The organism is Paraburkholderia aromaticivorans, assembly GCF_002278075.1.
Classification (GTDB): Bacteria; Pseudomonadota; Gammaproteobacteria; order Burkholderiales; family Burkholderiaceae; genus Paraburkholderia; species Paraburkholderia aromaticivorans.
The window spans coordinates 1468490-1482704 of record NZ_CP022989.1; the positions used below are offsets into that span (position 1 = coordinate 1468490).

A 14215-nucleotide genomic window follows, 5' to 3' on the forward strand; every position below is an offset into this window, starting at 1 on the left:
ACAAGTCATGCCTGATGACCATAGCGAGTCGGTCCCACCCCTTCCCATCCCGAACAGGACCGTGAAACGACTCCACGCCGATGATAGTGCGGATTCCCGTGTGAAAGTAGGTAATCGTCAGGCTCCCCAGCAGCATCAGAAACCCCACCCCAAAAAGGTGGGGTTTCTGCGTTTACGGCCGCTGAAATCACTATATAAGTGAGAGCCTTGGGTTTGGAACGGTCGAGCAGGTCTTGACAAGCATCGGTTGTTCCCCCATAATCATCAGTTCTCTACGGAGGGGTGCCCGAGTGGCTAAAGGGGGCAGACTGTAAATCTGTTGGCTTACGCCTACGTTGGTTCGAATCCAACCTCCTCCACCAGAATGCAAGTTGCAGCAGTTGTTGGGAATCCATGAATCCTTGCGGGTGTAGCTCAATGGTAGAGCAGAAGCCTTCCAAGCTTACGACGAGGGTTCGATTCCCTTCACCCGCTCCAGCAACACAGTAGTAGCGCCCATGTGGCTCAGTGGTAGAGCACTCCCTTGGTAAGGGAGAGGTCGGCAGTTCGATCCTGCCCATGGGCACCAGAAGTACTCGGTGATTGTTTGCGCGCGGCGCAACGTACGGAAAAATCCTCTTAGGAGTCGAAAATGGCCAAGGGTAAGTTTGAGCGGACCAAGCCGCACGTGAACGTCGGCACGATCGGTCACGTTGACCACGGCAAGACCACGCTGACGGCAGCGATCACGACGGTTCTGACGCAGAAGTTTGGCGGCGAAGCGAAGGCATACGACCAGATCGACGCGGCGCCGGAAGAAAAGGCACGTGGTATCACGATCAACACGGCACACGTCGAGTACGAAACGGCTAACCGCCACTACGCACACGTCGACTGCCCGGGCCACGCTGACTATGTGAAGAACATGATCACGGGCGCAGCGCAGATGGACGGCGCGATCCTCGTGTGCTCGGCCGCTGACGGCCCGATGCCGCAAACGCGTGAGCACATCCTGCTGGCGCGTCAGGTTGGCGTTCCGTACATCATCGTGTTCCTGAACAAGTGCGACATGGTGGACGACGCTGAGCTGCTGGAGCTGGTCGAGATGGAAGTTCGCGAACTTCTGTCGAAGTACGACTTCCCGGGCGACGAAACGCCGATCATCAAGGGTTCGGCCAAGCTGGCGCTGGAAGGCGACAAGGGCGAGCTGGGCGAAGTGGCGATCATGAATCTGGCCGACGCGCTGGACACGTACATCCCGACGCCGGAGCGCGCAGTTGATGGCGCATTCCTGATGCCGGTGGAAGACGTGTTCTCGATCTCGGGTCGCGGCACGGTGGTGACGGGTCGCGTTGAGCGCGGCGTCGTGAAGGTTGGCGAGGAAATCGAAATCGTCGGTATCAAGCCGACGGTGAAGACGACCTGCACGGGCGTGGAAATGTTCCGCAAGCTGCTCGACCAGGGGCAGGCAGGCGACAACGTCGGTATCCTGCTGCGCGGCACGAAGCGTGAAGACGTGGAGCGTGGCCAGGTTCTGGCGAAGCCGGGTTCGATCAACCCGCACACGCACTTCACGGCTGAAGTGTACGTGCTGAGCAAGGACGAAGGCGGCCGTCACACGCCGTTCTTCAACAACTATCGTCCGCAGTTCTACTTCCGTACGACGGACGTGACGGGCTCGATCGAGTTGCCGAAGGACAAGGAAATGGTCATGCCGGGCGACAACGTGTCGATCACGGTGAAGCTGATCAACCCGATCGCAATGGAAGAAGGTCTGCGCTTCGCAATCCGCGAAGGCGGCCGTACGGTCGGCGCAGGTGTGGTTGCCAAGATTCTCGAGTAACGCCAGATAGTTCTCGTTAATCGGTAGTTTCGGGGTTGGCGGTGTCGTCAACCCCAAATGGTTTAGGGGTATAGCTCAACTGGCAGAGCGTCGGTCTCCAAAACCGAAGGTTGGGGGTTCGATTCCCTCTGCCCCTGCCAATTCTCGCGCCGTATGTGGCGCTCGTTAAGGTGTTATGGCGAATCCTTCCGTCGAAACTGTAAATACATCCAGCGACAAGCTGATGCTCGTCGCGGGAGTATTGTTGGTCTTGGCCGGGTTCGTGGGGTTCTTCTGGCTTAGCGGCCAGGAATGGTACGTCCGCGGAGCCGCCTTGGCTGTAGGTGCGATCGCGGGTGTTGCAGTCGGTCTTCTCTCCGCGCCTGGCAAGGGTTTCATCGCTTTCGCCAAAGACTCGTACAAGGAAGTCCGTAAGGTTGTTTGGCCGACTCGCAAAGAGGCTACGCAGACAACGCTCGTGGTGTTCGGCTTCGTGTTCGTCATGGCGATCTTTCTTTGGATTAGCGATAAATCCATTGAATGGGCGATTTTCTCGGTGATTCTGGGTTGGAAATGATATGAGCGATACTCCGGCATCCCCGAGCGGCAAACGTTGGTACGTGGTGCACGCCTACTCCGGTATGGAGAAGAGCGTGCAACGTGCGCTTCAAGAGCGCATCGAACGTGCAGGCATGCAAGATCAGTTTGGTCAAATCCTCGTTCCGACCGAAGAGGTGGTTGAGGTGAAGGGCGGTCACAAGTCGGTGACCGAGCGTCGTTTCTTTCCTGGCTATGTTTTGGTCGAGATGGAAATGACTGACGAGACGTGGCACCTCGTGAAGAATACCGCGAAGGTGACAGGTTTCGTAGGCGGTGCGCGTAATCGTCCGAGTCCGATTTCTCCGCGCGAAGTCGAGAAGATCATGTCGCAAATGCAGGAGGGCGTGGAGAAGCCGCGTCCTAAGACCCTGTTTGAAGTTGGCGAGATGGTGCGGGTGAAAGACGGTCCGTTCACGGATTTCAATGGCAGCGTCGAAGAAGTGAATTACGAAAAATCGCGCGTCCGTGTTTCCGTTACAATCTTCGGCCGCGCAACGCCGGTCGAGCTGGAATTCGGCCAGGTCGAAAAGCTGTAATCCAGAATTCTACGGAGCGCACCGGTCGGTGCGTTCCGTATTTCGCGCTTACGGTCCGCGTAATGACCGTTGAGGAGCGCAAGTACCCAATTTTTTGGCGAACGCGCGCTACTACTCACTGAACATCGCGTGCGTCCATGTGATGTTCCAAAGAGGTTTTCAACATGGCAAAGAAAATCATCGGCTTTATCAAGCTGCAGATTCCTGCAGGTAAAGCCAATCCGTCGCCGCCGGTCGGTCCGGCACTGGGCCAGCGCGGCCTGAACATCATGGAGTTCTGCAAGGCGTTCAATGCGCAGACTCAAGCACTGGAACCGGGTCTGCCGATTCCGGTTGTGATCACCGCGTTTGCGGACAAGAGCTTCACGTTCGTCCTGAAGACGCCGCCGGCAACGGTTCTGATCAAGAAAGCTGCGAAGATCGACAAGGGTTCGAGCAAGCCGCACACCGACAAGGTCGGCAAGATCACGCGTGCTCAAGCTGAAGACATCGCCAAGACCAAGATGCCTGATCTGACGGCAGCCGATCTGGACGCAGCGGTCCGTACGATCGCTGGCAGTGCCCGCTCGATGGGCATCACCGTGGAGGGCGTGTAAATGGCTAAGCTTTCAAAGCGTCTGCAAGCATTTGCAGCCAAGGTTGATCGTCAGAAGCTGTACGCAATCGACGAAGCTCTATCGCTCGTGAAGGAGTGCGCAAGCGCGAAGTTTGACGAGTCGATCGACGTCGCAGTGCAGCTCGGCATCGACGCGAAGAAGTCGGACCAAGTGGTTCGTGGCTCGGTCGTTCTGCCGGCTGGTACCGGTAAGTCGGTTCGTGTCGCGGTGTTCGCACAAGGCGAAAAGGCGGAGCAAGCTCGTGCTGCTGGCGCAGAAGTCGTCGGTATGGAAGACCTCGCGGAACAAGTCAAGGCCGGCAAGCTGGACTTCGATATCGTGATCGCTTCGCCGGACACGATGCGCGTAGTCGGTACGCTTGGTCAGATCCTCGGCCCGCGTGGCCTGATGCCGAATCCGAAGGTCGGTACGGTCACGCCGGACGTCGCGACCGCAGTGAAGAATGCCAAGGCTGGTCAGGTGCAATTCCGTGTCGACAAGGCAGGGATTATTCATGCGACTATCGGCCGTGCTTCGTTCGAGCCGACCGCTCTGCGTAGCAACCTGAACGCTCTCGTCGACGCGCTGCAAAAAGCGAAGCCGGCAACGAGCAAGGGTGTCTACCTGCGCAAGGTTGCGCTGTCGAGCACGATGGGTGTTGGCGTTCGCGTCGACCAGGCATCGTTGGCAGCACAGTAAGAAAATTCATCGCCTCGGCGTGAGTCGGGGCGGTTTTATGGGCTTTGGGCGGTTGTGAAGCGGCAGTCTGCGTCGAACAACCGGTTGTCAAAGACCGTTGGCGGACACGCAGCAGGTAGGCGAGTCCTTAATGCAAAGCCAACGCAGATGGCGAACCCGAAAAAGTTTTGCAGTGATGAAGCCGGTCGATGCTCGCAGCAATGCGGGGGTCGAGTGGTCGAAATACTCCTGACTGGTCGGACGCCGTTATTGAACGCGGTACACAAGGCGCACGCCGCGTGTATCGAATCTGGAGGTTAACCGTGCCACTTAACAAAGAAAGCAAGCAGGCCGTCGTCGCTGAGGTTGCCGCGCAAGTCGCGAAAGCCCAGACCGTGGTTCTGGCTGAGTATCGTGGAATCGCGGTTGGCGATCTGACCAAGCTGCGCGCGAAAGCGCGTGAGCAACAGGTTTACCTTCGCGTGTTGAAAAACACGCTGGCGCGTCGCGCTGTCGAAGGTACCCCGTTTGCTCCGCTGGCAGAGCAGATGACTGGTCCCCTGATCTACGGCATCTCGGAAGATGCAATTGCTGCTGCCAAGGTCGTCAACGACTTCGGCAAAACCAATGACAAGTTGATCATCAAGGCTGGTTCCTACGAAGGCAAGGTGATGGACAAGGCGGGCGTGCAAGCGCTGGCAAACATCCCGAGCCGCGAAGAACTGCTCTCCAAGCTGTTGTACGTTATGCAGGCACCTGTTTCCGGCTTTGCGCGCGCTCTGGCCGCGCTGGCAGAAAAGAAACAAGGCGAAGAAACCGCTGCGTAATGCACTTCAGTCGAGCGTGATTGATCGCTGGCTGTATCCGAATTCAATTTAGGAGTATTTCAAATGGCAATCGCAAAAGAAGACATCCTCGAGGCAGTAAGCTCGATGTCGGTTCTGGAACTGAACGAGCTGGTCAAGGCGTTCGAAGAAAAGTTTGGCGTGTCGGCAGCTGCTGTTGCAGTGGCAGGCCCGGCGGGTGGCGGCGCTGCTGCTGCTGCCGAAGAGCAAACCGAGTTCACGGTCAACCTGACGGAAGTCGGCGCGAACAAGGTTTCGGTCATTAAGGCTGTTCGTGAACTGACGGGTCTCGGCCTGAAGGAAGCGAAGGACCTGGTCGACGGCGCACCGAAGCCTGTTAAGGAATCGGTACCGAAGGCTGCTGCAGAAGAAGCCAAGAAGAAGCTGGAAGAAGCCGGCGCGAAGGCTGAAATCAAGTAAGTTTCAGCGCGCTGTGCGAAGGCTGGCGGTTTTCCACCGCCGGCCTTTTTGTGCTTTGTGGGGACTACGTTTTTGCCAGCTTGTTTCGGCAAAAACCGACGCCCCAGAGGCCAAAGAAAATCGCCATTCGGCAACATTGACCGGCGCTTCTCTTTGTCTTCTGAAGCGACTGCAGAAGGCAAGTTTGGTCGGGTAGCGGGCAACATAGGCATCCGCTGCCGTCAGCCAGCGGTTGGTAGCGGCCAACCACCAAGCTTCTAGGCTCGTTCAAGCCATCGGACGGCCATCGGGTCTCAGTCGGTGAACACTCGGGTTGTCTCATCAAGGTATCCTGCCTCGACAACAATGCCCGCCGTGATTCGGAGATCGTATGCAATATTCCTTCACCGAGAAGAAGCGTATTCGCAAGAGTTTTGCGAAGCGCCCCATCGTTCACCAAGTACCTTTCCTGCTGGCTACCCAGCTTGAATCATTCAGCACGTTTCTGCAAGCAGACACGTCGTCCACGCAACGCAAGCCGGAAGGCCTGCAAGCTGCGTTCACCTCCGTTTTCCCAATTGTTTCGCATAACGGGTTCGCTCGTCTAGAGTTCGTCAGCTACATGCTGTCGCCGCCGGCATTCAACATCAAGGAATGTCAGCAGCGCGGTTTGACGTACTGCTCGGCCTTGCGCGCGAAAGTGCGCCTGGTGCTGCTCGACAAGGAATCGCCGAGCAAGCCGGTCGTCAAGGAAGTGAAGGAACAGGAAGTGTACATGGGCGAAATTCCGCTCATGACGCCGACGGGTTCGTTCGTCATCAATGGCACGGAGCGTGTGATCGTTTCGCAGCTGCACCGTTCGCCGGGCGTGTTCTTCGAACACGACAAGGGCAAGACGCACAGCTCGGGCAAGCTCCTGTTCTCGGCACGTATCATTCCCTACCGCGGTTCGTGGCTCGATTTCGAGTTCGACCCGAAGGACGTGCTGTACTTCCGCGTCGACCGTCGCCGCAAGATGCCGGTCACGATCCTGCTGAAGGCAATCGGCCTCACGCCGGAACAGATCCTCGCAAACTTCTTCGTGTTCGACAATTTCACGCTGATGCCGGAAGGCGCGCAGATGGAATTCGTGCCGGAGCGTCTGCGTGGTGAAGTCGCGCGCTTCGACATCACGGACCGTGATGGCAACGTGATCGTCCAGAAGGACAAGCGGATCAACGCGAAGCACATTCGCGATCTCGATAACGCCAAGACCAAGTTCATCTCGGTCCCGGAAGACTATTTGCTCGGCCGCGTGCTGGCAAAGAACGTCGTGGACGGCGACACCGGTGAAGTCATCGCCAATGCGAACGACGAAATCACGGAAACCGCGCTCGAGAAGCTGCGCGAGTCGAAGATCAAAGACATCCAGACGCTCTACACGAACGATCTGGATCAAGGTCCGTACATCTCGTCGACGCTGCGTATCGACGAAACCGCGGACAAGATGGCCGCACGCATCGCGATCTACCGCATGATGCGTCCGGGCGAACCGCCGACCGAAGAAGCGGTCGAGGCGCTGTTCAACCGTCTGTTCTATAGCGAAGACGCATACGACCTCTCGAAGGTGGGTCGTATGAAGTTCAATCGCCGTGTCGGCCGCGACGAAATCGTCGGCCCGATGACGCTGCAAGACGACGACATCCTCGCCACGATCAAGATCCTGGTCGAACTGCGTAACGGCAAGGGCGAAGTGGACGACATCGACCACTTGGGCAATCGTCGTGTGCGTTGCGTCGGTGAACTGGCGGAAAACCAGTTCCGCGCAGGTCTCGTGCGTGTCGAACGTGCTGTGAAGGAACGCCTCGGCCAGGCCGAAAGCGAAAACCTGATGCCGCACGACCTGATCAACTCGAAGCCGATTTCGTCGGCGATTCGCGAGTTCTTCGGTTCGTCGCAGCTGTCGCAGTTCATGGACCAAACGAACCCGCTGTCGGAAATCACCCACAAGCGCCGTGTCTCGGCTCTTGGCCCGGGCGGTTTGACGCGTGAGCGCGCTGGCTTTGAAGTCCGCGACGTGCACCCGACTCACTACGGTCGTGTGTGCCCGATTGAAACGCCGGAAGGTCCGAACATCGGCCTGATCAACTCGCTCGCGCTGTATGCGCACCTGAACGAATACGGCTTCCTCGAAACGCCGTATCGCAAGGTCGTGGACAGCAAGGTGACGGATCAAATCGATTACCTGTCGGCGATCGAAGAAGGCCGTTACGTGATCGCTCAGGCGAACGCGGCCGTGGCGGAAGACGGCTCGCTGACCGACGAACTGGTGTCGTCGCGTGAAGCAGGCGAAACGCTGATGGTCACGCCGGACCGCATCCAGTACATGGACGTGGCGCCGTCGCAGATCGTGTCGGTGGCAGCATCGCTGATTCCGTTCCTCGAGCACGATGACGCGAACCGCGCATTGATGGGTTCGAACATGCAGCGTCAGGCTGTGCCGTGTCTGCGTCCTGAAAAGGCCGTGGTCGGTACGGGTATCGAGCGCACGGTGGCAGTCGACTCGGGTACGACGGTTCAGGCATTCCGCGGCGGTGTGGTCGATTACGTCGACGCAGGCCGTATGGTGATTCGCGTGAACGACGATGAAGCCGCTGCTGGCGAAACCGGCGTGGACATCTACAACCTGATCAAGTACACGCGTTCGAACCAGAACACGAACATCAACCAGCGCCCGATCGTGAAGGTCGGCGACATCGTGTCGCGCGGCGACGTGCTGGCTGACGGCGCATCGACCGACCTCGGCGAACTGGCTCTCGGCCAGAACATGCTGGTCGCGTTCATGCCGTGGAACGGCTACAACTTCGAAGATTCGATCTTGATCTCGGAGAAGGTGGTTGCAGACGACCGTTACACGTCGATCCACATTGAAGAACTGAACGTCGTAGCTCGTGATACGAAACTCGGACCGGAAGAAATCACGCGCGACATTTCGAACCTGGCTGAAGTGCAACTCGGCCGTCTCGATGAGTCGGGCATCGTCTACATCGGCGCTGAAGTCGAAGCAGGCGACGTGCTGGTCGGCAAGGTGACGCCGAAGGGCGAAACCCAGCTGACGCCGGAAGAAAAGCTGCTGCGCGCGATCTTCGGTGAAAAGGCTTCGGACGTGAAGGACACGTCGCTGCGCGTGCCGTCGGGCATGAGCGGCACCGTGATCGACGTTCAAGTGTTCACGCGTGAAGGCATTCAGCGCGACAAGCGCGCGCAACAGATCATCGACGATGAACTGAAGCGTTATCGCCTCGATTTGAACGACCAGCTGCGTATCGTGGAAGGCGACGCATTCCAGCGTCTCGCACGTATGCTCGACGGCAAGGTCGCGAACGGCGGTCCGAAGAAGCTGGCGAAGGGCACGAAGATCGAACAGGCTTACCTGCAAGATCTGGATCACTACCACTGGTTCGACATCCGCCTCGCGGACGAAGAAGCAGCGGCACAGCTCGAAGCCATCAAGGACTCGATCGAACAGAAGCGTCACCAGTTCGATCTGGCGTTCGAAGAAAAGCGCAAGAAGCTCACGCAAGGCGACGAACTGCCGCCGGGCGTGTTGAAGATGGTCAAGGTGTATCTGGCAGTCAAGCGCCGCCTGCAGCCTGGCGACAAGATGGCCGGCCGTCACGGTAACAAGGGTGTCGTGTCGAAGATCGTTCCGATCGAAGACATGCCGTACATGGCCGACGGCCGTCCGGCTGACGTCGTTCTGAACCCGCTCGGCGTGCCGTCGCGGATGAACGTGGGTCAGGTTCTCGAAGTGCATCTGGGTTGGGCCGCGAAGGGTCTCGGCTGGCGTATCGGCGAAATGCTGCAGCGTCAGGCAAAGATTGCTGAACTGCGCGAATTCCTGACCAAGATCTACAACGAGTCGGGCCGCGCCGAAGAGCTGGACAGCTTCACGGACGACGAGATCGTCGAACTGGCGAAGAACCTGCGCGAAGGCGTGCCGTTCGCAACGCCGGTGTTCGACGGTGCGACGGAAGAAGAAATGTCGCGCGCGCTGGATCTGGCATTCCCGGACGACATCGCGAAGAACCTCGGCATGACGCCGTCGAAGAATCAGGTGCGTCTGTACGACGGCCGCACGGGCGAAATGTTCGAACGTACGGTGACGGTCGGCTACATGCACTACCTGAAGCTGCACCACTTGGTCGACGACAAGATGCACGCGCGTTCCACGGGCCCGTACTCGCTCGTGACGCAGCAGCCGTTGGGCGGTAAGGCGCAATTCGGTGGCCAGCGTTTCGGTGAAATGGAAGTGTGGGCGCTCGAAGCGTACGGCGCATCGTACGTGCTGCAGGAAATGCTGACGGTGAAGTCGGACGACGTGACAGGCCGGACCAAGGTTTATGAAAACCTGGTCAAGGGCGATCACGTGATCGACGCCGGCATGCCGGAATCCTTCAACGTGTTGGTGAAGGAAATCCGCTCGCTCGGTATCGACATCGACCTCGACCGCAACTAATCGGACTACGGAGAGAAAGCAATGAAAGCTCTGCTCGATCTATTCAAGCAAGTCCAACAGCCTGAAGTTTTTGACGCGATCAAGATCGGTCTGGCTTCGCCGGACAAGATCCGTTCGTGGTCGTTCGGTGAAGTGAAGAAGCCGGAAACCATCAACTACCGGACGTTCAAACCGGAACGCGATGGTTTGTTCTGCGCGAAGATCTTCGGGCCGATCAAAGACTACGAATGTCTTTGCGGCAAGTACAAGCGCCTGAAGCATCGTGGCGTGATCTGCGAGAAGTGCGGCGTCGAAGTGACGCTGGCGAAAGTGCGTCGCGAACGCATGGGCCACATCGAACTGGCCTCGCCGGTTGCGCACATCTGGTTCCTGAAGTCGCTGCCGTCGCGTCTGGGCATGGTGCTCGACATGACGCTGCGCGACATCGAACGCGTGCTGTACTTCGAAGCATACGTGGTGATCGATCCGGGCATGACGCCGCTGAAAGCGCGGCAGATCATGACCGAAGAGGATTACTACAACAAGGTCGAAGAATACGGTGACGAATTCCGCGCTGAAATGGGCGCGGAAGGCGTGCGCGAACTGCTGCGCGCGATCAACATCGACGAACAGGTCGAGATGCTGCGCACCGAACTCAAGAACACGGGTTCGGAAGCGAAGATCAAGAAGTACGCGAAGCGCCTGAAGGTGCTCGAGGCTTTCCAGCGTTCGGGCATCAAGCCCGACTGGATGGTGCTCGAAGTGCTGCCGGTGTTGCCGCCGGAACTGCGTCCGCTGGTGCCGCTGGATGGCGGCCGTTTCGCGACGTCGGACCTGAACGACCTGTATCGCCGCGTGATCAACCGTAACAACCGGTTGAAGCGTCTGCTCGAACTGAAGGCGCCTGAAATCATCGTCCGCAACGAAAAGCGGATGCTGCAGGAAGCCGTCGACTCGCTGCTCGACAACGGTCGTCGCGGTAAGGCCATGACCGGCGCGAACAAGCGTCCGTTGAAGTCGCTGGCTGACATGATCAAGGGTAAGGGCGGTCGTTTCCGTCAGAACTTGCTCGGTAAGCGCGTTGACTATTCGGGCCGTTCGGTGATCGTGGTCGGCCCGACGCTCAAGCTGCATCAGTGCGGTCTGCCGAAGCTGATGGCGCTCGAACTGTTCAAGCCGTTCATCTTCAACAAGCTCGAAGTGATGGGTGTCGCTACCACCATCAAGGCTGCGAAGAAGGAAGTCGAGAACCAGACGCCGGTGGTGTGGGACATCCTGGAAGAGGTGATCCGCGAACATCCGGTCATGCTGAACCGTGCGCCTACGTTGCACCGTCTTGGCATTCAGGCTTTCGAGCCGGTGCTGATCGAAGGTAAGGCAATCCAGCTGCACCCGCTCGTTTGCGCGGCGTTCAACGCCGACTTCGACGGTGACCAGATGGCTGTTCACGTGCCGCTGTCGCTGGAAGCGCAGATGGAAGCGCGCACGCTGATGCTGGCGTCGAACAACGTCCTGTTCCCGGCCAACGGCGATCCGTCGATCGTGCCGTCGCAGGATATCGTGCTCGGTCTGTACTACGCGACCCGTGAAGCAGTGAACGCAAAGGGCGAAGGCCTGACGTTCACCGGCGTTTCGGAAGCGCTGCGTGCGTACGAGAACAAGGAAGTCGAGCTCGCCTCGCGCGTCAACGTGCGGATCACCGAAATGGTCCATAACGAAGACAAGTCGGAAGGTGCGCCGGCGTTCGTGCCGAAGATCACGCTGTACCCGACCACCGTCGGCCGTGCAATCCTGTCGGAAATCCTTCCGCCGGGCCTGCCGTTCTCGGTGCTCAACAAGCCGCTGAAGAAGAAGGAAATCTCGCGCCTCATCAACACCGCATTCCGCAAGTGCGGTCTGCGTGAAACGGTGATTTTCGCCGACCAGTTGATGCAGTCGGGTTTCCGTCTGGCAACGCGCGCGGGTATTTCCATCTGCGTCGACGACATGCTCGTGCCGCCGCAGAAGGAAACCATCGTCGGCGACGCCGCGAAGAAGGTGAAGGAATACGACCGTCAGTACATGTCGGGTCTCGTCACGTCGCAAGAGCGCTACAACAACGTGGTCGACATCTGGTCGGCAACGTCGGAAGCGGTCGGCAAGGCGATGATGGAACAGCTGTCGACGGAACCGGTTACGGATCGCGACGGCAACGAAACGCGTCAGGAATCGTTCAACTCGATTTACATGATGGCGGACTCGGGTGCTCGTGGTTCCGCGGTTCAGATTCGTCAGCTCGCCGGTATGCGTGGCCTGATGGCGAAGCCGGACGGCTCGATCATCGAGACGCCGATTACGGCGAACTTCCGTGAAGGCCTGAACGTGTTGCAGTACTTCATCTCGACCCACGGCGCACGTAAGGGTCTGGCTGATACGGCACTGAAGACGGCAAACTCGGGTTACCTGACGCGTCGTCTGGTCGACGTGACGCAGGATCTGGTGGTGGTCGAGGACGATTGTGGTACGTCCAACGGTGTCGCCATGAAGGCGTTGGTCGAAGGCGGTGAAGTCGTCGAAGCGCTGCGTGACCGTATTCTGGGTCGCGTGACGGTGGCTGACGTCGTCAATCCGGAATCGCAGGAAACGCTGTACGAAACGGGCACGTTGCTCGACGAAGACGCGGTCGAAGAAATCGAACGCCTCGGCATCGACGAAGTGCGCGTGCGTACGCCGCTGACTTGCGAAACGCGCTACGGTTTGTGCGCGGCCTGCTACGGCCGCGACCTGGGCCGCGGCTCGTCGGTCAACGTCGGTGAAGCAGTCGGCGTGATCGCTGCGCAGTCGATCGGCGAACCGGGCACGCAGCTCACGATGCGTACGTTCCACATCGGTGGTGCGGCGTCGCGTGCGGCAGTGGCTTCGTCGGTTGAAGCGAAGTCGAACGGTACGGTGCGTTTCACGGCAACGATGCGTTACGTCACCAACGCGAAGGGCGAGCAGATCGTCATCTCGCGTTCGGGCGAAGCGATGATCACCGACGACCACGGTCGCGAGCGCGAACGTCACAAGGTGCCGTACGGCGCGACGCTGTTGCAACTGGACGGCGCGCAGATCAAGGCCGGCACGCAACTGGCAACGTGGGATCCGATGACGCGTCCGATCATCACCGAGTGGGGCGGTACGGTGAAGTTCGAAAACGTCGAAGAAGGCGTGACGGTTGCCAAGCAGATCGACGATGTGACGGGTCTGTCCACGCTGGTCGTGATCGACGTGAAGCGTCGTGGTTCGCAAGCTTCGAAGACGGTGCGTCCGCAGGTCAAGCTGCTCGACGCGAACGGCGAAGAAGTCAAGATCCCGAACACCGAGCACTCGGTGCAGATCGGCTTCCAGGTCGGCGCTCTGATCACCGTGAAGGATGGTCAGCAAGTGCAGGTCGGTGAAGTGTTGGCACGTATCCCGGTTGAATCGCAGAAGACGCGTGACATTACCGGTGGTCTGCCGCGTGTGGCTGAACTGTTCGAAGCACGTTCGCCTAAGGACGCAGGTATCCTGGCGGAAGTCACGGGCACGACGTCGTTCGGTAAGGACACGAAGGGCAAGCAGCGTCTCGTTATCACGGACCTCGACGGCAATCAGCACGAGTTCCTGATCGCGAAGGAAAAGCAGGTTCTGGTGCACGATGGTCAGGTCGTCAACAAGGGCGAAATGATTGTCGACGGTCCTGCCGATCCGCACGACATCTTGCGTCTGCAAGGTATCGAAGCGCTGTCGCGTTACATCGTGGACGAAGTGCAGGACGTGTACCGTCTGCAAGGCGTGAAGATCAACGACAAGCACATTGAAGTGATTGTTCGTCAGATGCTGCGCCGCGTGCAGATTACGGACAACGGCGATACGCGTTTCATCCCGGGCGAACAGGTCGAGCGGTCGGATATGCTCGACGAGAACGACCGTATGATCGCGGAAGACAAGCGTCCGGCAACGTACGAAAACGTGCTGCTCGGTATCACGAAGGCCTCGTTGTCGACCGATTCGTTCATCTCGGCGGCGTCGTTCCAGGAAACGACCCGCGTGCTGACCGAAGCGGCGATCATGGGCAAGCGCGACGACCTGCGTGGTCTGAAGGAAAACGTGATCGTCGGCCGTCTGATTCCGGCCGGTACGGGTCTCGCGTTCCACAAGGCACGCAAGAGCAAGGAACTGTCCGACCGCGAGCGTTTCGATCAGATCGCAGCGGAAGAGTCGTTCGAATTCGGTACGCCGGAAACCCCGGCCGCCGAACAGCAGCACTCAGGCGAGTAAGC

General features: G+C 58.8%; 10 protein-coding genes, 4 tRNA genes and 1 rRNA gene. 14 read left to right on the forward strand and 1 reads right to left on the reverse strand.

Annotated elements, in window-relative coordinates; translation table 11 throughout:
- Positions 1-10 precede the first annotated feature (10 nt).
- The 12 genes from rrf to rplL all read left to right on the forward strand — a co-directional run bounded on the left by rrf (position 11) and on the right by rplL (position 5476).
- Positions 11-123: ribosomal RNA gene (gene rrf, locus CJU94_RS06620) — 5S ribosomal RNA — on the forward strand.
- A gap of 153 nt (positions 124-276) precedes the next feature.
- Positions 277-362 (forward strand) — tRNA-Tyr (locus tag CJU94_RS06625).
- 41 nt (positions 363-403) lie between these two features.
- Positions 404-477, forward strand: a tRNA-Gly gene (locus tag CJU94_RS06630).
- Positions 478-493: 16 nt separating this feature from the next.
- Positions 494-568 (forward strand) — tRNA-Thr (locus tag CJU94_RS06635).
- 63 nt (positions 569-631) lie between these two features.
- The gene (tuf, locus tag CJU94_RS06640; RefSeq protein WP_007180138.1) at positions 632-1822 is read left to right on the forward strand and encodes an elongation factor Tu; all 1191 of its coding nucleotides are present in this window, start codon (positions 632-634) and stop codon (positions 1820-1822) included.
- A 64-nt stretch (positions 1823-1886) separates the two neighbouring features.
- Positions 1887-1962, forward strand: a tRNA-Trp gene (locus CJU94_RS06645).
- 35 nt (positions 1963-1997) lie between these two features.
- A complete protein-coding gene (gene secE / locus CJU94_RS06650) occupies positions 1998-2378 on the forward strand; it encodes a preprotein translocase subunit SecE (protein ID WP_095418039.1) in 381 nt (126 codons plus the stop codon).
- Between the two features lies 1 nt (position 2379).
- Entirely contained in the window at positions 2380-2937 is a 558-nt protein-coding gene (gene nusG, locus CJU94_RS06655; RefSeq protein WP_007180147.1) for a transcription termination/antitermination protein NusG, read from the forward strand.
- A 164-nt stretch (positions 2938-3101) separates the two neighbouring features.
- Positions 3102-3533, forward strand: coding sequence for a 50S ribosomal protein L11 (rplK, locus tag CJU94_RS06660; protein WP_007180146.1), 432 nt, complete (start codon positions 3102-3104; stop codon positions 3531-3533).
- Positions 3534-4232, forward strand: coding sequence for a 50S ribosomal protein L1 (gene rplA / locus CJU94_RS06665; protein ID WP_011490061.1), 699 nt, complete (start codon positions 3534-3536; stop codon positions 4230-4232).
- A gap of 302 nt (positions 4233-4534) precedes the next feature.
- On the forward strand, positions 4535-5038 hold the full coding sequence (gene rplJ, locus CJU94_RS06670) for a 50S ribosomal protein L10 (RefSeq protein WP_007180144.1): 504 nt from the start codon (positions 4535-4537) through the stop codon (positions 5036-5038).
- 63 nt (positions 5039-5101) lie between these two features.
- Positions 5102-5476, forward strand: a complete 375-nt coding sequence (rplL, locus tag CJU94_RS06675; protein ID WP_011490060.1) for a 50S ribosomal protein L7/L12 — start codon at positions 5102-5104, stop codon at positions 5474-5476.
- Between the two features lie 3 nt (positions 5477-5479).
- Here rplL and CJU94_RS40775 read toward each other — a convergent pair whose 3' ends face one another.
- Positions 5480-5722: a hypothetical protein gene (locus CJU94_RS40775; RefSeq protein ID WP_157763724.1), complete on the reverse strand. Its 243-nt coding sequence runs from the start codon at positions 5720-5722 to the stop codon at positions 5480-5482.
- Between the two features lie 124 nt (positions 5723-5846).
- Here CJU94_RS40775 and rpoB point away from each other — a divergent pair, with 124 nt between their 5' ends.
- The gene (gene rpoB / locus CJU94_RS06680; RefSeq protein WP_095418040.1) at positions 5847-9953 is read left to right on the forward strand and encodes a DNA-directed RNA polymerase subunit beta; all 4107 of its coding nucleotides are present in this window, start codon (positions 5847-5849) and stop codon (positions 9951-9953) included.
- Positions 9954-9974: 21 nt separating this feature from the next.
- Entirely contained in the window at positions 9975-14213 is a 4239-nt protein-coding gene (gene rpoC / locus CJU94_RS06685) for a DNA-directed RNA polymerase subunit beta' (protein ID WP_012434576.1), read from the forward strand.
- Positions 14214-14215: the final 2 nt, after the last annotated feature.

Excerpts from the sequence above, each read along its gene's own strand:
- tuf (WP_007180138.1), top strand. The coding sequence starts at position 632 with ATGGCCAAGGGTAAGTTTGAGCGGACCAAGCCGCACGTGAACGTCGGC.
- secE (WP_095418039.1), top strand. The coding sequence starts at position 1,998 with ATGGCGAATCCTTCCGTCGAAACTGTAAATACATCCAGCGACAAGCTG.
- nusG (WP_007180147.1), top strand. The coding sequence starts at position 2,380 with ATGAGCGATACTCCGGCATCCCCGAGCGGCAAACGTTGGTACGTGGTG.
- rplK (WP_007180146.1), top strand. The coding sequence starts at position 3,102 with ATGGCAAAGAAAATCATCGGCTTTATCAAGCTGCAGATTCCTGCAGGT.
- rplA (WP_011490061.1), top strand. The coding sequence starts at position 3,534 with ATGGCTAAGCTTTCAAAGCGTCTGCAAGCATTTGCAGCCAAGGTTGAT.
- rplL (WP_011490060.1), top strand. The coding sequence starts at position 5,102 with ATGGCAATCGCAAAAGAAGACATCCTCGAGGCAGTAAGCTCGATGTCG.
- rpoB (WP_095418040.1), top strand. The coding sequence starts at position 5,847 with ATGCAATATTCCTTCACCGAGAAGAAGCGTATTCGCAAGAGTTTTGCG.
- rpoC (WP_012434576.1), top strand. The coding sequence starts at position 9,975 with ATGAAAGCTCTGCTCGATCTATTCAAGCAAGTCCAACAGCCTGAAGTT.